The organism is Paenibacillus rigui, assembly GCF_002234615.1.
Lineage (GTDB): Bacteria > Bacillota > Bacilli > Paenibacillales > NBRC-103111 > Paenibacillus_S > Paenibacillus_S rigui.
In genome coordinates this window covers 62,616-80,792 of sequence record NZ_NMQW01000050.1, presented here as the reverse complement: position 1 = coordinate 80,792, position 18,177 = coordinate 62,616, and the positions used below count along the sequence as shown (strand labels likewise).

14 protein-coding genes and 2 pseudogenes are annotated in these 18,177 nt (G+C 53.8%); 10 read left to right on the top strand and 6 right to left on the bottom strand.

The window, feature by feature from the left end; all coding sequences use genetic code 11:
* The 3 genes and pseudogenes from CF651_RS27225 to CF651_RS27215 all read right to left on the bottom strand — a co-directional run.
* A pseudogene (locus CF651_RS27225) lies at positions 1-394 on the bottom strand (hypothetical protein); the annotation flags it as partial.
* Between the two features lie 243 nt (positions 395-637).
* Positions 638-1,096 (bottom strand): hypothetical protein, encoded by a 459-nt coding sequence (locus CF651_RS27220; protein ID WP_094018008.1) that lies wholly within the window; start codon positions 1,094-1,096, stop codon positions 638-640.
* A gap of 170 nt (positions 1,097-1,266) precedes the next feature.
* A complete protein-coding gene (locus CF651_RS27215; RefSeq protein ID WP_094018007.1) occupies positions 1,267-1,674 on the bottom strand; it encodes a hypothetical protein in 408 nt (135 codons plus the stop codon).
* A gap of 279 nt (positions 1,675-1,953) precedes the next feature.
* Between CF651_RS27215 and rluF the strand changes: the two genes are divergently transcribed.
* Positions 1,954-2,655 (top strand): 23S rRNA pseudouridine(2604) synthase RluF, encoded by a 702-nt coding sequence (gene rluF / locus CF651_RS27210; protein ID WP_094018006.1) that lies wholly within the window; start codon positions 1,954-1,956, stop codon positions 2,653-2,655.
* Between the two features lie 74 nt (positions 2,656-2,729).
* Here the strand turns inward: rluF and CF651_RS27205 are convergent, their stop codons facing one another.
* On the bottom strand, positions 2,730-3,431 hold the full coding sequence (locus CF651_RS27205; protein ID WP_094018005.1) for a response regulator transcription factor: 702 nt from the start codon (positions 3,429-3,431) through the stop codon (positions 2,730-2,732).
* A gap of 494 nt (positions 3,432-3,925) precedes the next feature.
* Between CF651_RS27205 and CF651_RS33455 the strand changes: the two are divergent.
* Together CF651_RS33455 and CF651_RS33450 are read left to right on the top strand one after the other, a co-directional pair.
* Positions 3,926-5,134, top strand: a pseudogene (locus CF651_RS33455) (7TM diverse intracellular signaling domain-containing protein); the annotation flags it as partial.
* Between the two features lie 30 nt (positions 5,135-5,164).
* Entirely contained in the window at positions 5,165-5,671 is a 507-nt protein-coding gene (locus CF651_RS33450; RefSeq protein ID WP_425436338.1) for a sensor histidine kinase, read from the top strand.
* A 43-nt stretch (positions 5,672-5,714) separates the two neighbouring features.
* On the opposite strand, the gene CF651_RS27195 is transcribed toward CF651_RS33450, so the two are convergent.
* Positions 5,715-6,584 (bottom strand): AraC family transcriptional regulator, encoded by an 870-nt coding sequence (locus tag CF651_RS27195; RefSeq protein WP_094018004.1) that lies wholly within the window; start codon positions 6,582-6,584, stop codon positions 5,715-5,717.
* A 363-nt stretch (positions 6,585-6,947) separates the two neighbouring features.
* Between CF651_RS27195 and CF651_RS27190 the strand changes: the two genes are divergently transcribed.
* The 7 genes from CF651_RS27190 (at position 6,948) to CF651_RS27160 (ending at position 17,164) form a co-directional block, all read left to right on the top strand.
* Positions 6,948-8,123, top strand: coding sequence for a galactokinase (locus CF651_RS27190; protein WP_094018003.1), 1,176 nt, complete (start codon positions 6,948-6,950; stop codon positions 8,121-8,123).
* A gap of 80 nt (positions 8,124-8,203) precedes the next feature.
* Positions 8,204-9,190: a UDP-glucose 4-epimerase GalE gene (gene galE, locus CF651_RS27185; RefSeq protein ID WP_094018002.1), complete on the top strand. Its 987-nt coding sequence runs from the start codon at positions 8,204-8,206 to the stop codon at positions 9,188-9,190.
* Between the two features lie 164 nt (positions 9,191-9,354).
* Complete coding sequence (locus CF651_RS27180; RefSeq protein ID WP_094018013.1) at positions 9,355-10,962, top strand: UDP-glucose--hexose-1-phosphate uridylyltransferase; 1,608 nt, start codon at positions 9,355-9,357, stop codon at positions 10,960-10,962.
* A 165-nt stretch (positions 10,963-11,127) separates the two neighbouring features.
* Positions 11,128-13,335, top strand: a complete 2,208-nt coding sequence (locus CF651_RS27175) for a methyl-accepting chemotaxis protein (RefSeq protein WP_094018001.1) — start codon at positions 11,128-11,130, stop codon at positions 13,333-13,335.
* Positions 13,336-13,782: 447 nt separating this feature from the next.
* Positions 13,783-15,240, top strand: coding sequence for a circularly permuted type 2 ATP-grasp protein (locus CF651_RS27170; protein ID WP_094018000.1), 1,458 nt, complete (start codon positions 13,783-13,785; stop codon positions 15,238-15,240).
* 110 nt (positions 15,241-15,350) lie between these two features.
* A complete protein-coding gene (locus CF651_RS27165; protein WP_094017999.1) occupies positions 15,351-16,304 on the top strand; it encodes an alpha-E domain-containing protein in 954 nt (317 codons plus the stop codon).
* Positions 16,301-17,164, top strand: a complete 864-nt coding sequence (locus tag CF651_RS27160) for a transglutaminase family protein (protein ID WP_094017998.1) — start codon at positions 16,301-16,303, stop codon at positions 17,162-17,164. The genes CF651_RS27165 and CF651_RS27160 overlap by 4 nt, the downstream gene beginning before the upstream one ends.
* Before the next feature lie 262 nt (positions 17,165-17,426).
* Here CF651_RS27160 and bluB read toward each other — a convergent pair whose 3' ends face one another.
* Positions 17,427-18,074 (bottom strand): 5,6-dimethylbenzimidazole synthase, encoded by a 648-nt coding sequence (gene bluB, locus CF651_RS27155; RefSeq protein ID WP_094017997.1) that lies wholly within the window; start codon positions 18,072-18,074, stop codon positions 17,427-17,429.
* Positions 18,075-18,177 lie beyond the last annotated feature (103 nt).

Here is an 18,177-nt window from a genome sequence, read left to right as displayed (position 1 = left end):
CGGGGAGGACCCGCCCCCAGCGGACCCGCCGTTTGCCCACCACTGCTTCGCCCACCCCACTCGTGCCGCTCGCCCCGCCAGCCCCACGCAGGCCGCTCTCGCTGTTCGTGCCGCTCGCCCCGCCCGTCCCACGCCGGACGTGCTCCTGTCTTTCGCCGCCCGATCCGATCCGCCCCCGCTGGCCGAGCCTGTCGCTCTTGCCCGATCGGAGATCGTCTAGCGGCCTCCCCGCGCTCTGCTGCGGTGTATCCATACCCTTTACCAGCCAGCGGGCAATTCGCTTCCTTATTTTTTTAATCCATGCCGATAACCCCACGATGATTCCCCCATGCTGTATTCTGTTACGAGGGAGCAGGCCTCCTCCTCTGTTAGGAGGTACTGCTCCCGACGGCATCTTTTATGACGCTTATATTACAACTATTCGTACCTCATTCCCGGTTTCGGACAGGCTCGATAGTTCCGCTTCATGCAAAAAGCCCCGCCGGGTGTATCCGAGGCTGCTGAATTGAAAAAGTTACGGGTGCATGTGCGGATCATTCTTGCGACGCTTACGCTTCTACAGAACGATTCCTTCCACTCCGCTAATTTTTCAGCGACCTCGCTGCATCCTGGCAGGGCATGTATGACCTATGAGCTTTTATTGAATCGGATCGGGAACCTGTCCATTTTCAATCAGCTGCGAGTTGGTGGGCATGCGGGCCATTTCCTTCCCAAGCCGCTTCAGTTCTTCCTCCGTCGTCGCCATCCGTCCGTTCATCGTTTTTTGGATCGGCCTGCTGGCTAGCTTGGGCTCATGGCTGGACAAATACTGCTCCACCTCCGCCATGACTTGAGCGGCGGCTTCCATGGCGCCATGAGGAATTTCCTCTTTATTCGTAAAGCAGGCGCTATGAATATGGACGACGGTCAATCCGTTTTTGGCGGTTTGGGTGGGCAGACGGTAGGTGTACTGTTTTAATGTCATCGGATCCCTAAAGCTCAGCTCGTAGCTGCTTCCGTCTTTACGGGGTATTTCGGTAAAGCCTAATGCAGTCAGTGTATAATGGACATGGGCGAACGGCCTTGTAATCAAGTGAATCTGTTTTTTGCGCGTCATACCTATCACACTCCATGACAGATTTAGAGTGGGAACGGCGGGATCAAGCAGGCCGTTCCCGTCGATTTGTGTATCGGGTATATGTATCCATTACCCCGTCTATTTGAAAATGAAACACCCCCTCAACAGCCGCATATAAGGCCATAAGGGGGTGGGGGTAAGGTGGTATATTACTGCTTGACGGAGGCGGAGGTGGATTCCGCGGGTATTGCTCCCTTGCCGCGGTTCGTTTTTTTCAAAGCATGCAGAGTCCAGATGGCCCCGCACAGATCGATCAGGCTCAGCGGAATGAAAATCGGCTTGAGCATCCCCAGCAGGACGAAGGTGCACATGAAGACGATAATGGGTGCTCGGGTATATACGGTTAAATAGAAAAAGCGGGTAATCCCCTCTAACGCGGACACGCAATAATCAAAGGCGAGAAACAACAGAAACATGCCGATCAAGCGGATCCAGATTTCGCTCTCTGCCGTATATCCCAGCAAGGGAGCCAGCAGCTGCGGCGCTATAAGAAGGGTCAAGCTGAGCGCAAACATATACAGGCTGAAATAAAAGACGGTTTTTGCTGCATAAGTCATGGAAACAAAGCACCTCATTTTCACCAATTTTTATCAAAAAATGCCAATTTTCACATAGGTCTATCGTACCTAAATCGGGATTTTGTGTAAATAGGTGAGGCATATCCATGTCCCTTTTTTTGATGCCAAAAATAGATACCGTACCGTAACGGTCTTTGGCTTCGCAGCCATGACAAACGCATCCAGCTTCATCATGTAAGTGGTGCTGCTCGTTATCCTTGTGGGACGATCCGGAAGTGTTATAATGTAAGCAGTTAAATGATAAGTGGAGTGACGAACATGCGAATTAATAAATTTATTAGTGAGACGGGCTTTTGCTCGCGTCGGGAAGCGGATAAATTGGTGGAGGCCGGACGGGTCCGAATAAATGGCAAGGTTGCGGAGTTAGGCAGCCAAGCGGAGGCGGGCGATGACGTTCGGGTGGACGGCAGGCCGATTCAGGCCAAAAAGCCGGGGGTGTATATCGCTCTGAATAAACCTGTCGGCATTACCAGTACGACGGAGAGGCACGTGCAGGGCAACATTATCGATTTTGTCGGACATCCGGAGCGGATCTTTCCGATCGGACGGCTGGATAAGGATTCAGAGGGCTTGATTCTGCTGACGAATGACGGGGATATCGTGAATAAAATATTGCGTGCCGAGAACGACCACGAGAAGGAGTATATCGTGACGGTGGATAAGCCGTTGACCCGGATGTTTCTGCAGGGTATGGCAAGCGGGGTGCGGATTCTCGGTACGATGACCAAGCCGTGTGAAATTCACCAGGTGGAGGATCACGTGTTCCGCATTATTTTGACGCAGGGGCTGAACAGGCAAATTCGAAGAATGTGTGCGGCCTTCGGCTATGAAGTGCGCCGGCTGAAGCGGGTCCGCATTATGAATATTCAACTCGGAAAGCTGGGCAAAGGCCAGTGGCGCGATTTGACGGAGCAGGAAATGGACGAGCTGCTATTCCGCATCGCTCATGACCGCAAATAATTAAAAAAACGGAACACAGGGCGCTCCAACCGTCGGAGGACGGCCTTTGCGGACCTTGGGTGTCCCGCTTGTTCTCACGCCTCAGCGGCGTTAAATTTATAGCCGACGCCACGGACGGTCTGCACGAATACCGGCTCCGTCGGGTTGGCTTCTATTTTTTTGCGCAAATTGCTTATATGTACTAATAACGTTCGGGTATCGCCGTTGCTGTCAACGCCCCAGGCCATTTTGTACAGCTGTTCGATCGGTACGACTTTATTCGGCTTCCGGGCGAGTAGAGCCAACAAATCAAACTCCTTCGACGATAAATTCGCGAGCTCCCCGTTGACCCACACGTTGCGGCTGAGCAGATCGATCTCAAGCCCCGGAAAGCTGATCTGCTGCGCATCTTCCTTTTGCTGATCCAGCAGCTGCTTGCGGCGCAAATGGGCTTTGACGCGGGCAACGAGCTGGCTCGGACTGAACGGCTTCGTCATATAATCGTCCCCGCCGATGCTTAAGCCCAGTATGATATCCATATCCTCGCTGCGGCAGCTGATAAACAGGATCGGCACGTGATAGGAGCGTCGCAGCTGCCTGCAAATTTCGATGCCGTCCATCTCCGGCAGTTGGATGTCGAGAATGACCATATCCGGCGAATGCTGCTCCATATACTGAAAGGCGCTGGCACCATTGTCCGTAGTGAGCACCTCATAACCTTCCTTCATTAAATACAATCGGATGAGTTCGACAATTTCAGGCTCATCATCAACAATTAAGATTTTTTCCCCCGCCATGTGCTCCTCCTTATTTCCTATCCCGATGTGGCTTAAACGCTTTACTTGTAGTTCCCAAAACCCAAAATTTGCGATACGATGAAGGAAACTATCAAATAAGAAAGAAAGTGGTATCGATTTCCAGAAACTATCTCTATTATATATGGATTCCAGCCCTGATTGCCATCCTTTTATTGGGATCACTTGTGGGCTGCGGCATACGGCAGCTTCCTGCATCGGAGCCGTCTATTCAAGCGGAGCAAGGCAAGCTGGACTTGACCGGATGGCACTTCAAGAACGACGGGAATAAGGCCTTGGATGGAGAATGGGATTTTTTCTGGGGTCAGCTGCTGGAGCCCGGTCAGGTGAAGGCGGCTTTGAAGGAAGGGCCAGCCCCTGAACGGATACAGCTTCCACATACTTGGAACGGCTACGAGCAGGAAGGAACGAAGCTGCCGGGCTCGGGCTTTGCCACCTTCCATCTTCAGGTGACCCTACCCGCCTCCTCGGGAGTGATGGCTTTGGAGCTTCCTACGATACGCACGGCTTATACGCTATGGATCAATGGACAGCCTATGGGAGGCAGCGGTGTTGTCGGAACGGATCGTGCGACCTCAGAGCCTTCCTACATGCCCCGTCTGGTTTATTTCAATGCAGTGGACCCGGCTCTGGATATTGTGATCCAGGTATCGAACTTCGATCACCGGACCGGAGGGATATGGAACAAAATATGGCTCGGCGACGCCGATAAACTAACCTCCAATCACAATCGGAGTTTAATCATTGATGCGATGCTTATCGGAAGCCTGCTCCTGATGGGCTTGTATCACCTGGGTTTATTCGTCATGCGCTTCAAGGAGCGCGGCTCGCTCTATTTCGCTATATTCTGCATCCTGGCCGGGGTTCGCGCGATGTTTGTCGGGGAAGGGACGATGTTTTTGCTGTTTCCCGACTTGCCCTGGCTGACAGGACTCCGCCTCGAATATATAAGCTACTATTTGTCGGTACCGCTCATCGTGATGTTTTGCCGCGGGCTGTACCCGCAGGTATTTAGGCTCGGATACATAAGGGCGATCCAAGGGACGGGTCTGGCCGCCTCCATCCTGGTCATTTTACTGCCTTCCAATATTTTCACTTATGTGACGCCGGCTTATCAAATATTTACCATCGCAGTGTGCGTCTACTGCATCGTGTGCTTTACGGAAGGGGTTCGGAACAAAAGAGACGGAGCCTTGTTCGTTCTCACAGGCGTCATCGTCTATACCGTGACCATTCTGATTGATCTGCTGTATATCAATGAATATATAGACAAGGGCAATGTGTCTGCGATCGGCCTGTTTTACTGCATTTTCATGACTTCCTTTATTATCAGTCTAAAATCGTTCCGTGCCTTCGCCGCGGTGGAAACGCTATCGCGCCAGCTGCGCGAGCTCAACATGGGTCTGGAGCATCGGATCAAGGAGAGGACGGCAGAGCTGGAGAAATCCAACCGGACCTTGGAAAAAATGAATGAGGATCTGGGCCGACTTGAGAAATCGCGCCGCCATCTGCTAAGCAATATATCGCATGATCTGGGGACGCCGATGACATTGATTCAAGGCTATGTGGAGGCGCTTATCGATAAGGTGGTCGTCGATCCGGAGCAGCAGGAGAAATATTTGCGGCTCATTCTGACCCGGATTAACGGGCTGAACCGGCTGATTACCGACTTATTTCAGCTGTCGAAGCTGGAGGCGAGGCAGATTGATTTCAATATGCAGGAAATGACGATCGACGATTTCGTCCAATATTACCGCGACCGCTACGAGCTGGAGGTGCGCAATGCGGGGCTGTCGTTCAGCCTGCAAGCCTATCTCCACGCCGTTCCCGAGCTGCGGCAGAGCGGTCATGTCATCTATATCGACATCGACCGGATCGATCAGGTGCTGACCAACATTATCTATAATGCCATCAAGCATACGCCGGCCGGCGGGGCGATCGTGCTGCAAATTTTGACCGACAGCTCCTCGCTCGTCATGAAGGTGCAGGACAACGGAAGCGGGATTGATCCGGACGATTTGCCTTACATTTTCGATCGCTTCTACAAAAAAGACAAGTCCCGCAATTCCGCCGAAGGCGGCAGCGGGCTTGGCCTGGCTATCGCCAAGGAAATTGTCGAGTTTCACGGCGGGCGCATCTGGGCGGAGAGCCGGCTTCATCAAGGCGCCTGCATCTCCTTTGCTCTTCCGCTGAGAGAGTCGCAGCGGCGTCTGCGGGCTTAAGCGCCTTGGAGCGCGGCTCAGCCGGCGCCAACACTCAAGCGGCCTAAAGCCGCTTCATCGCGCTGCGGTAGTCGGTCGGCGACATGCCGTACAGCCGCTTGAACTGCTTGGAGAAATAGAGCGGGTCCTGGAAGCCGACCGAGGAAGCGATTTGCTCCACGGTCAGCTCCGTCCGCTCCCGCAGCAGCAGCCGCGCCTTGTCGATGCGCAAGCGCAGCAGGAACGTGACCGGGGTCAGCCCGGTATGCTTTTTGAACAGCGTAGATAAATACGCGCGGTTGTAGCCGAGCGCCTCGGCCATCAGCTCGATCGTGATCGGCTCCGCGTACTGGGTGGTCAAATAATGCAGCGCCTGCTGCACGATATGCTCGCCGCTGCCGGCCGGATGCGGGGCGTCCGCGTGCTGGGGCTTCAAGGCCTCCGCATACTCTGCCAGCAGCAGATGCAGGTATCCGTTCGCCTTCAGGCTCGCCTGCAAGGGACGGGTCTGGAAAATCGTCTGTACATGATGATACAGCACAGGGATCGTCCGTTTGCGTCCGGTCCGGACAATCGGCTGCTGCGAGGAGAGGCCGATCTGGTTCAGCAGCCGGGCGGCCCGGTCTCCTTCGAACGCAATCCAGCGGTAAAACCAGGGGTCCTGTTCATCTGACTGGTAGTTAATGAGCTTCCCCGGCTCAATCAGGAAGCTATCGCCGGGGCCGAGCTTGTACGTGGTGCCCTGGCATGTAAAGGTACCGCAGCCGGATTGGATGTGGTGCAGTAAATAGTAATCGACGACTTTAGGTCCGGGCTTGTGCCCGGGCTTCGTTTGGCTGCTTCCGGTGAAGAGGACGATCAGATCGTCCTCGGATTCAGGCTGCGGATTCGATACAACATAGTAGCTATCGGCTCGTTTTGTTGGGGTGGACACGGCTGAGCGCCCCTTTATTGGTGTAATGAATGAAGATGACAAGGAAAATCCTGCAGCCTTTTGAATTCAGATAAAAAAAGTATATCATAATAGAAGCAAGATCATGAATGGAATCTAACATTTTTCCATGTCATACTGACATCGTTCCATAGTGAAACCGGAAGCGCGGCAGTATACTGAAATGGATAAAACCTCTACCCAGGACTTTCAGGCTGAGCGGCCGCGCTCTGTGGTTGGTTTTATCGCAAAATATAATTTTCACCTTCGATGACTTCGGAAGCTTATAAATTTATTGTGGTAAGAAAAACAGCTGCGGTCCCTTCAGGCATCGGCAGCTCAATACGAGAACAGGCGGTGTAGTTAATGGCAGACTTACAAGCATTGCAGCAGCAGTTCAAGGAACGGTACGGAAGTGAAGGAGCAGGTCCGATCCGCGTCTTTCACGCTCCCGGACGCGTCAATCTGATCGGTGAGCATACCGACTACAACGGTGGCTACGTGTTTCCTGCGGCACTGACGTTCGGAACGACGATGCTGATCCGCAAGCGCGGCGACGGACAGGTGGGCCTGGCTTCGACAAACTTTTCGCTTCACAAACAAATTTCCATTAACAACTTAGTCTTTGACCCGGCGGATGACTGGATGAACTACCCGAAAGGGATTATTAACGAGCTGCAGCAGCGCGGCTTGTCCGTCGGCGGCTATGATATTTTGTACAGCGGTGCGATTCCGAACGGCTCCGGCCTTTCCTCCTCCGCCTCGATTGAAGTGGTGACTGCTTTCGGCTTGCTGACGATGGAAGGGCACCCGACGGATAAGGTGGATATCGCTCTTTTATCCCAGAAGGTAGAGAACGAGTTCGTAGGCGTGCAATGCGGTATTATGGACCAGTTCGCCGTAGCTATGGGCAAGAAGGATCACGCGATTCTATTGATGTGCGATACGCTGGAGTATGAGCATGTGCCTTTCCAGAGCGGCGCTTACAAGCTGGTCATCGGCAACACGAACAAGAAACGCGGCTTGGTAGACTCGGCCTACAACGAAAGAAGAGCGCAGTGTGAGCAGGCGGTTTTGGATCTGCAGGCGCAATTCCCGCAAGTAACCCTGCTGGGCCAGCTTACGCTGGAGCAGTTCAATGAATACCAGCATTTGATTAAGGACGATATCGTACGCAAGCGCGCGAAGCATGTCGTTGAAGAAATCGACCGTGTGCTGCAATCGATGAAGGTGCTGGACAATAATGATCTGGCGGCTTTCGGCCAGCTGATGATCGCTTCGCATAACTCGCTGCGGGATTTGTACGAGGTTTCCTGCATGGAGCTGGATGTGATGGTGGAGGAAGTGCTGAACATTCCAGGCGTGCTAGGCTCCCGGATGACGGGTGCAGGCTTTGGCGGCTGTACGGTTTCTCTGGTGCATGAGGATTCCGTTGCACAGCTGATCGATCAGGTAGGACAGGCGTACAAGGAGAAAACCGGCTTGACGGCGGACTTCTATGTTTGTGATATCGGGGACGGCGTGAAGGAAATCGAAGCTTAACCGGCCGCAGTCGCGGGTAACGGATGATTGGATGTTTGAGACAAGTATGGAATCAGCAATCCTTGGGAGGGAAAACAGAAATGGCGATATTAGTAACGGGAGGCGCGGGCTACATCGGCTCGCATACAGTAGCGGAGCTGCTGGCGAGAAACGAAGAGGTTGTCGTGGTCGATAATTTGCAGCAGGGACATCGGGAAGCGGTGCTGGGCGGCAAGCTGTACGTAGGGGATCTGCGCGATGCGGATTTTATGGATACGGTTTTCAAAGAAAATGACATTGATGCGGTCATTCATTTTGCGGCGAATTCCTTGGTTGGCGAGAGCATGCAAAACCCGGGGAAATATTATCATAACAACGTATACGGCACTTTGTGCCTGCTGGAGAAAATGAATGAGTATGGCGTGAAAAAAATCGTCTTCTCCTCGACGGCAGCCACGTATGGTGAACCGGAAAATGTACCGATCGTCGAAAGCGACCGTACGCTGCCAACGAACGCCTACGGCGAGACGAAGCTGGCGATGGAAAAAATGATGCGCTGGTTCGATACCGCCCACGGCATCAAATATGTATCGCTGCGCTACTTCAACGCGGCCGGCGCCCATGAGAGCGGGCGTATCGGCGAAGACCATTCACCGGAAACGCACCTCATTCCGATCATTTTGCAGGTGGCGCTTGGCAAGCGTGCGCACATCTCCATCTTCGGCGACGATTACGCAACGCCGGACGGTACGTGCATCCGCGATTACATTCATGTGACGGATTTGTCCGACGCTCACATTCTTGCCGTACAAAAGCTTCGCAGCGGCGGCGAGAGCAGCATTTACAACCTGGGCAACGGCAAAGGCTTCTCGGTTAAAGAAGTGATCGAGATCGCGCGCAAGGTGACAGGTCACGAAATTCCGGTGGTGGTCGAGGCAAGACGCGCCGGCGACCCGGCGGTGCTGATCGCTTCCTCCGATCGTACCCGGGAGGAGCTTGGCTGGAAGCCGAAGCGCGACAGCTTGGAGAAAATTATCGAGACGGCCTGGGCATGGCACCAGGCGCACCCGAACGGCTACGCGGAGTAATGGCTTTGCAAGCCGACTTACCGTTTTTTTCGGGGGCAGCCGTAAAGTAAAGAGAGGGGGACGCCTCGCCTTTACGGCCTGCTTTCGATTCATTTGAACGTGCTCTTCAACGGTTGGTTGAAGATGGGTTATATAAGAGGTATTTATGAAGGAGGAATGGCATGATGAACGAACCTATCGCCCAAGCGGCGGGCGTATCGCCGGAACGGCAGGAAGCGGCGGCCCGTACGGTGGAGGAGCTGGTGCAGTTCGGTGTCCGGCATAAGCTGCTGGAGCCGATCGACAGCTATGCGGCCCGCAACGGCCTGCTGGATATATTGCAGCTCTCCGAGCCGTACGCAGGAGAGGTCGGCGCGGTGAATGCCGACAGTCCGGTGCCCTTGCTGGAATCGCTGCTGGATTATGCCGCCGAGGCAGGCCTATTGCAGGACAACAACACCACACTGCGCGATCTGCTGGACGCGAAGCTGATGGGCTGCCTGATGCCGCGGCAGTCGGAGGTGGCGGAGCGCTTCTGGAGAACGGCCGCGCAGGGAAGTGTCGAGCAGGCGACGAACGATTTTTACCGGCTGTGTATCGATTCGAACTATATCCGGATGGATCGCATCGCCAAGAATCAATATTGGTTGGCCAAGACAGCCTACGGTGATCTGGAAATCACCATCAATCTGTCCAAGCCGGAGAAGGATCCTAAAGAAATCGCGCTGCTCAAGAACGCGCCGCCGAGCAACTATCCGAAATGTTTGCTCTGCATTGAGAATGTAGGCTATGCCGGCCGTCTGAATCATCCGGCCCGCCAAAACCTGAGGGTCATCCCGCTGCAGCTGGATGGCGACCCTTGGTTTTTCCAATACTCGCCGTATGTCTATTACAACGAGCACAGCATCATTTTCGATAAACAGCATCGCCCGATGAAGACGTCGACGGCAACCTTTTACCGGCTGCTGGACTTCATCGATCAATTTCCGCATTATTTCATAGGCTCGAATGCCGATCTTCCGATCGTCGGGGGCTCGATTCTGAATCATGACCATTTCCAAGGCGGAAAGCATCAATTCCCGATGGAAAAAGCGCCGGTGGAGCGCAGCTTCTCGCATCCCGACTACCCGAACGTGCGGGTCGGCATCGTGAAATGGCCGATGTCCGTCATCCGGATTTCGAGCCACAACAAGCAGCTGCTGCTGAAGCTGGCCGACACGGTGCTGAACACATGGAAGGGCTACAGTGACGAAGGACAGGACATCCTCGCCTTTACCGGGGAGGGTGAGAGCCGCATTCCTCATAATACGATCACGCCAATCGCCCGCAATAACGCCGCAGGCGAATATGAGCTGGATCTGGTGCTGCGCAACAATCGGACGAGTGTGGAGCATCCCGACGGGATTTTCCACCCGCACCAAGTACTGCATCACATCAAGAAAGAAAACATCGGCTTGATCGAGGTCATGGGCTTGGCGGTGCTGCCGGGCCGGCTCAAGGACGAGCTGGAAGGGATTGTTCCCATTCTCACCGGGGCGCTGCCTCTGGATACGAGCATCACAGCGCAGCCCGATCATCCATTGCATAAGCACAGCGGCTGGATACAGGAGCTGATCCTGCAGCATGGAACGAAGCTGACGGAAGCCGAGGCGGCTGATGCACTGCAAGCGGCGGTCGGTGGGAAATTTGCTGACGTGCTTCATGATGCCGGAGTGTATAAACGGACGGAGCATGGCGCGGCCGGCTTTGATGCTTTCCTGCAATCGTTCGGATTTAGGACGCTAAACGTCTGATTTTGTCAAGACCTGTCGACTTTCGGCAGGTTTTTTTGTGTTTTTTCACAAAAAAAATCCCGTTTTCTTACGCGAAATAGGAAAATTGTCTCACATCAACTGGAAGTATGTGTTATAATTGTTAACATCGTATACTGTTGGTTATAGGCATGGGGGGAGAGGCAGATGTTTGATTGGTTAGGTTTTAGAAAAGGATTGCCGTTATGGTGGTCTTACCGGTTGAATCGCAATACGAAAGACGATGTGGAGGACATATTCGAGGGGATTGCGAACACCCGCATGGAGCTCCTGAAGAGCTGGACGAACGAATATTGGGCTCATCTGGATCGTTTGCTGGAGCAAATCCTATCGGTGGAAGAGGGGCAAGGCAGCGAAGCCGAGCAGCGCTCCGCTTCATTGGACAAGCTTTTTGCAGGGGCGAGAAACCGGGCTTCCGACTTCTCGGAAATCTTTTTGCTGAATGAGCAGCACGAGGTTGTATTCTCCTCCTACGCGAAGCATATCGGGACGACATATGCAGGCAAAGGCATTCTATCCAAGGGATTGGCGTATACGGCCCAAGGCGGCAAATGCTTGTTCGGTCCGTATGCGGATCCGCTAACCCTGGAGATCGGGCCGAGCACCTCGGCTTTTCATGATAAAATGACGCTGCTGTACATCGTGCCTCTTATGGCACAGGGGGTGTGGAAAGGGGCTTTGTGCGGCAGGGTGCCCAATGATGTGATCGGGGATCTTATCCAGCGCGAGTCCGGCCATGTATATCCCGATTCAGGCGACAACTACATATTTATGGCACGTCCCGAAATTAATACGCATATTGCTCCCGGCACAGCGCTGTCACGAAGCCGGTTCGAGGATCGTACTTTTACGCACGGGGAGAACCTGAAGGACGGGGTAACGACCGATTGGGGCGTCGTTTCGGTGAAGGAGCATACCGAGCTGGAGATTATGTTTACGGATCCGGCTACAGGCCAGCTGCATCCGGGTGTTGCCAATACGATTGCCAATGGAAGCAATCTGTTCGTAGAGTTCCCCGGCTATTCGGATTACCGGCACATTCCGGTGATCGGCAAAGGGGTGACCTTCCAGCTGCCTCATTGTCCGGATGTGTGGGGGATGATGTGTGAAGGGGACTTGGAGGAAGTGTACCGGGTTCGCAGTATCGGCTGGAAGCTGACGAAGCTGCAATTGCCGCTGATTGCCTTATTCGGCGTATTGTCGGCCGTGCTCGTCTATTTCTTGATGGGACAGGTTTCGACGCTGCTGGGAGCCGGGATCGTTCTTTTATTCAACTTGCTGTATGGGCTTCTTATCGCTTGGACAATTCATAAGCAGGGCTCGCAGCCGGTGGTGAAGAGCTTGCATAGGATCAACCAGTTCATCCGGATCAATGCCGAGGGGAACGGCGATTTGACGCAGCGGCTGGAATACGCCCAGTTCGATAAGGACGAGACCCGCGAGCTGGCCAAATGGATCAATAACATGATCGATTCGCTGGAAGGGATTATGCTCCAGGTGAAGCAAGCGGCCGAGGATGTGATGACGAGCCAATATTTATTGAACCGTTCGGCTGTCAGTACGGAAGGGTCTACGGAGCGGATGAGCGGCAAAATCCATGACATGATCCGGAGTATCCGCAGTCAGCTGAAGGATATCGATATCGCGAAGGATGTCGTCGGCGATATGCAGGGGACGCTGCGCGTACTCGAGGATAAAGCATCGGAGCAAATTGCGGTAGCCCAGGCGGAAGTGGGGCGCATCGGCGAGAAGATGAATCAGATTTCGACCAAGGTAGCGGAAACAAATCATACGATCCTCACCTTTATGGAAACGACACAGCAAATCAAAAGCGTCCTGCAGGTCATTGAGGAAATTTCCAACCGGACGAATTTGTTGGCGTTGAATGCTTCGATCGAGGCTGCCCGGGTTGGTGAGCACGGCAAAGGCTTTGCCGTCGTAGCAGGTGAAATTCGTAAGCTTGCCGAGCTGACACGTAAATCGACCGAAGAAATCAGCGACACGGTGCATTTGATCTACAGCAATGCGCAGGAAGCCTTTGCTTCGATGGAAGAAGGGACGCAGGTTGTGACCGAGGGGAACCAGCTGGTCGCTGCGGCTTCGGAGATTTTGAGCGGAGCCAGCACGGATTCGCAAAAAACGCAGGTCGTCGATGAAGTCGTCGGCTTGATGGAGAAAATCGCCGCAGTCAGCATGGAGAACCGCAAAATCTCCACCGAGGTGGAGGGTAAGGTGCAAGAGCTGCTGACGGATATCGTCAACGTGCGCCATACCTCGAACCATGTGGAGGCGATCACGGAGTTTCTCCAGCAGCTGGTGAACCAATTCCGCCTGACGGAAACCAGAAGAAGATAATCGCTGCAAGCTTAACCACACTTATACAGTGCAAAAGAGACAGCCGTCTATCCCGAACTGCTTCGGGTAGGCGGCTGTCGTTGTTGTTGTCATTGTGCAGGCAGTCTTCTGTTCGCAGGCTCGGAGTACGTATAGGAACGTGTGCTTCTTTCCAACCATGACCATGATGATAGAGCGGCGATCGGGGTGATGCTGGGACAACGGAACAGGCAGGCAGCGTCTTTTCTGTTGGGGAGAGGATCGGACGAGTGTTGTTAAATATTTGTCATGATTATTGACATTATATGCCTTAAGACATATGATAAATAGTATAAGTAGCTTGAATATTCGGATTTTTCAATTATTTTATAGGCTTTGTGTCATGTTTTATAACATAAATAGCAAAAAAGTGGGGAGGGACTGGTTCAGAGGGCTTAATTTAGGAAGCAGCCTGGACCGGGACAGCAGATGGCGATGATCCGACGTTCGAACAATGCTCCATATCCGTTAGAGACATTTTACGATGAAATGTTTGCACAGGAAGCCAGCGTTCGCCCGCATTATCAGCAGGTGCATAACGCCTTCTCCCGTATGAAGAAGGAAGAGCTGGAGGCTAAGCAGAAAGCCATGAACCGCCGTATGCTTGAAGAAGGCATTACGTTTACACTCTACCACCCGGAGCAGTCCCAGCCGCTCGAGAGGACGATTCCGTTCGATATGATTCCGCGAATCATTCCGAGCGAGGAGTGGGCGATGGTGGAGCGTGGGCTTGTGCAGCGGGTGCAGGCATTGAATCGGTTTCTTCATGATATGTACCATGAGCAGCGGATGGTGCAGGACGGCCTGATTCCTCGCAAAATGATCGTCGGCAACCGGTATTTTCGTCCTGAAATGATGCATGTGGATGTACCGGGGGGTGTATATATCACGACGTCGGGAATCGACCTGATCCGCAATTCGGACGGCCGTTACTTCGTACTGGAAGACAACCTGCGCTCCCCGTCGGGCTTCTCCTACCTGTTCAAAAGCCGTGCTATTATGAATCAGCTGTTCCCTGAGCTTGCTTTCTCCTGTTCGATTCGGGATGTGGAGCACAGCCTGAATCATTTTCTCTCGGCGCTGCGCAGCTTATCCCCTGAGCGCAAGTCTGAACCGGTTATCGCTTTGCTCACGCCGGGGGAATTCAACTCCGCTTACTTCGAGCATGCGTTCCTGGCCCAGCAGATGGGCATTCATCTGGTTGAAGGACGGGATTTGGTTGCTCAGGATCATAAAATATATATCCGCGGAATGAAGGGGCTCATTCAAGTGGATGTGCTGTACCGCCGGATTGACGATGATTATCTTGATCCGCTGGCCTTCCAGCCGGATTCTATGCTGGGAGTCGCCGGTATTATGAATGCATACCGGGCAGGGAATGTAGCTATCGCCAATGCCCCGGGCACTGGCATAGCCGACGATAAGGCCATTTATGCTTATGTGCCGGCTATGATCCGTTATTATCTGGAGGAAGAGCCGATTCTGGAGAATGTACCCACCTATCTGTTATCGCGCAAGGAGGAACGGGAATATGTATTAGAGAGGCTGGGAGAGATGGTTGTGAAGGAAACGTCCTTGTCCGGAGGATACGGAATGCTGATCGGACCTTCTGCAACCGCAGAGGAGATCGCCGCCTTTGCGGAGCAAATTCGTCTGGATCCCGGACGTTACATTGCTCAGCCGACCATCCAATTGTCCCGTGCTCCGGTGCTGTTAGGCGGCCAGCTGGCGCCGCGGCATATTGATTTGCGGGCTTTTGTATTGATGGGGCAGGGCGGGACTCATGTGATACCGGGGGGCTTGACGCGTGTAGCGTTGAAGGAAGGCTCGCTTGTCGTCAATTCGTCGCAGGGCGGAGGCTGCAAGGACACCTGGGTGCTAGCTTGAGGAAGGACGGCGTTTTTGTATATAGGAATTGGATAGCTGCTAGCTGTTGTCACGGGGCACATGTTCACGCGGGACATGAGCCGTTATTCTAGATCTTAGGAGTGATGTCCATGCTCAATCGAAATGCAGAGGCTTTATTTTGGGTAGGTCGGTACGCGGAGAGGGCCGAGAATCATGCCAGGCTGATTGATGTTCACTATCATATTCAGCAGGATGCCGATTTCAAGCATGAGGAGCATAAGTGGGCCCGCCTGATCGATGCCCTCGGCGCGCGCGATGCCTATGAGCAGCAGTTTGAGGCGTTTACCGAGAAGGATGTGCTTTCGTTTATTACATTGGACCGGGGCTATGCCAATTCCTTGTTCTCCTGCGTCAGTCAGGCCAGAAACAATCTCCGTACCCTGAGAGAGAAGCTGCCGAGCGAGATGTGGGATATGATGAATTCGTTCTACCTATGGCTCGGGGAGAAGCAGGTGGACGATATTTTGCGGGAGTCGCCGCATGGCTTTTACAGACAGATCAAAGAACGGATGTCGATGTTCCAAGGCGTAGAGCATTCGGTCATGGTGAGGCATAACGAATGGCATTTCATTGAAGGCGGGCGCTTTCTGGAGCGGGCGGAGAACACGGTGCGCATCTTGCAATCCGTCTCCCGAACGCTGATCGAGGCTCAAGCGACGCCTTATCCGAATATGCTCGCTGTGCTGAAGTCGGTCAGCGGCTATCAGGCGTTCCGGCGGTTTTATGCGGACGGGATGTCGGTGGAGCATATTATGGAATTTATGATAGGCAGCGAGAGTTTCCCGCGCTCGGTCCATTTCTCTTTCAGGGCACTGGAGGAGCATCTCCGGGGAATTGAGCTGCAGTCGACCGAATATCATCTTCCCCATGAGAAAGCGATCCGTCAGGCGGGCAAGGTGAAGGCGGAGTTGGCCTGCATGGAGAGAGAAGACTTCAGCCCGGCGCAGGTAGGGTCGATGCTTGAGCATTTGAACGCTTCGTGCCAAAGGCTGGGGAGGACGATGGCTGCTGCCTTTTTTCAAATCGAGGAGGTCAGCGCATGAAGATCGAGATCAGCCATGTGACCCGCTATACTTACGAGGAGCCGGCTACGGACAGTGTCAATGAGCTGCGCTTGACGCCGCGAACGAACTACCGCCAATCCTGCTACCATCATGAGGTGTGGATTGAGCCCGTAGCCTCCTTGTTCACTTATGAAGATTACTTCGGCAACCGGGTTCATTCCTTTTCTGTCAGCAAGCCGCACCGGGAGCTGGTGATCAAGACGAAGGCAACGGTCGTGACGCAGGACCAGAGCTCCGCCGCTCAGCGCGGGCTCCCGTTGAAGGAGCAGCTGGAGCTGCTGCAGAGCGAGAAGCTGCAAAACCGCTACATCGAATTTTTGCTCCCCACCCAATATACGGAGCTGACGGAAGGGCTGCTTGCTTACGCGGCCCGCTATCCATTAGCCGAGGAGGGACTGTACGTCTGGGCAAAGCAGCTGTCGGAGGGGATTCATCAGGATTTCACCTATGACCCCGATGCGACGCATGTACATACGACGGTGAGCGACACGTTGAAGCTGCGCAGGGGCGTATGTCAGGATTATGCACATCTGATGATCGCGGTTTGCCGCAGCATCGGCATGCCGGCGCGGTACGTGAGCGGTTATCACTTTGTAGGCGACCTGCAGGGAGGCAGCGCCGACTTCGAGCAGGCTTCGCATGCGTGGGTGGAGGTCCACATTCCGGGGACCGGCTGGCTTGGCTTTGATCCGACGAACCATACGGAGGTCGGCTGGAGATACGTGAAGCTCGGTCACGGACGCGATTACAAAGACATTGTCCCCGTGAAGGGCGTGTACCGCGGTTCAGGCGGACAGAAGCTCACGGTGACGGTGGATGTGCGCAAGCTGGATGCGTAGCCAATCCTCGATCGAAGCCTTGCGAAGATGAACGACCGCGTTTAGGAGGCCGCTGAAACTGGCGAAGTGGACGGAATGAAGCGTAAGAATTCGCCTTTGTCCCCGGATTTTGGCCTCAGGAGCTTATGATTTCTGGCGTAGTCAAAAACCGCTGTACGGCCAACGATTGGAATAATCGAGGCCGGCAGCGGTTATTTTTGCAGGCAGCACAGACGCGGCATATTATTTGGCTTTGGCTTTGGTGTGGCGGTACGATAATCCGTCAAACCGGAGAAACACCCCATTGCTCCTTGTAAATCAACGGCTCCAAGGCACGTCTTTTTTCCCAGTTCGCGGTTTCCAGGATCGGCTGGCTCGGATAATGGTCCGTATAGCCGATCGACAGCAAGGCGACAGGGTCAATGTGAGGCGGGATATGCAAAATATCGCGGATATCGTTCTTTTTATAAAAGCTGACCCAGCCCAGAGCGAGACCTTCGGCATAAGCGGCAAGCCACATGTTTTGAATCGCACAGGCTGTGGACATGATGTCGGTTTCCGGGATCGAATTGCGTCCGAGCACGTGCGAGCCGCCGCGCGTAGGATCACAGGTGACACAGATGGTAATCGGCGCCTGCTTAATCCCTTCGATTTTCAGGCCAAGGAAGTGCTGTTCCTTCTCTCCCTCATAGTGAATGGCGAGAGCCCGGCGCTCCTTATCCGCAGCCCAGGCCAGTCGTTCCTTCGTGGGAGCGGTTTCGACCAGAATGAAGCTCCATGGCTGCATGAAGCCGACGGAAGGGGCGTGATGCGCCGCATCAAGCAATCTGCGTATCACCTCGGGCGAGATGGGGTCCGGCAGAAACGTTCGGATATCTCTCCGGTTATAAATCGCTTTGTATACCGCTTCTTTCTCTTCGTTGTGCAGCATCTCTGCATCGCCTGCCTTTCTTCTACTTCTGCTTAGTTTAGCTTATTCCACTGCGGGAAGAAAAGCCCCGGAATGTACCGGGGCGCATACCCGAAAGAAGGCT

Coding starts and splice junctions, on each gene's coding strand:
- CF651_RS27220 (WP_094018008.1), bottom strand. CDS start 1,096: ATGACGCGCAAAAAACAGATTCACTTGATTACAAGGCCGTTCGCCCAT.
- CF651_RS27215 (WP_094018007.1), bottom strand. CDS start 1,674: ATGACTTATGCAGCAAAAACCGTCTTTTATTTCAGCCTGTATATGTTT.
- rluF (WP_094018006.1), top strand. CDS start 1,954: ATGCGAATTAATAAATTTATTAGTGAGACGGGCTTTTGCTCGCGTCGG.
- CF651_RS27205 (WP_094018005.1), bottom strand. CDS start 3,431: ATGGCGGGGGAAAAAATCTTAATTGTTGATGATGAGCCTGAAATTGTC.
- CF651_RS33450 (WP_425436338.1), top strand. CDS start 5,165: ATGCAGGAAATGACGATCGACGATTTCGTCCAATATTACCGCGACCGC.
- CF651_RS27190 (WP_094018003.1), top strand. CDS start 6,948: ATGGCAGACTTACAAGCATTGCAGCAGCAGTTCAAGGAACGGTACGGA.
- galE (WP_094018002.1), top strand. CDS start 8,204: ATGGCGATATTAGTAACGGGAGGCGCGGGCTACATCGGCTCGCATACA.
- CF651_RS27180 (WP_094018013.1), top strand. CDS start 9,355: ATGAACGAACCTATCGCCCAAGCGGCGGGCGTATCGCCGGAACGGCAG.
- CF651_RS27175 (WP_094018001.1), top strand. CDS start 11,128: ATGTTTGATTGGTTAGGTTTTAGAAAAGGATTGCCGTTATGGTGGTCT.
- CF651_RS27170 (WP_094018000.1), top strand. CDS start 13,783: ATGGCGATGATCCGACGTTCGAACAATGCTCCATATCCGTTAGAGACA.
- CF651_RS27165 (WP_094017999.1), top strand. CDS start 15,351: ATGCTCAATCGAAATGCAGAGGCTTTATTTTGGGTAGGTCGGTACGCG.
- CF651_RS27160 (WP_094017998.1), top strand. CDS start 16,301: ATGAAGATCGAGATCAGCCATGTGACCCGCTATACTTACGAGGAGCCG.
- bluB (WP_094017997.1), bottom strand. CDS start 18,074: ATGCTGCACAACGAAGAGAAAGAAGCGGTATACAAAGCGATTTATAAC.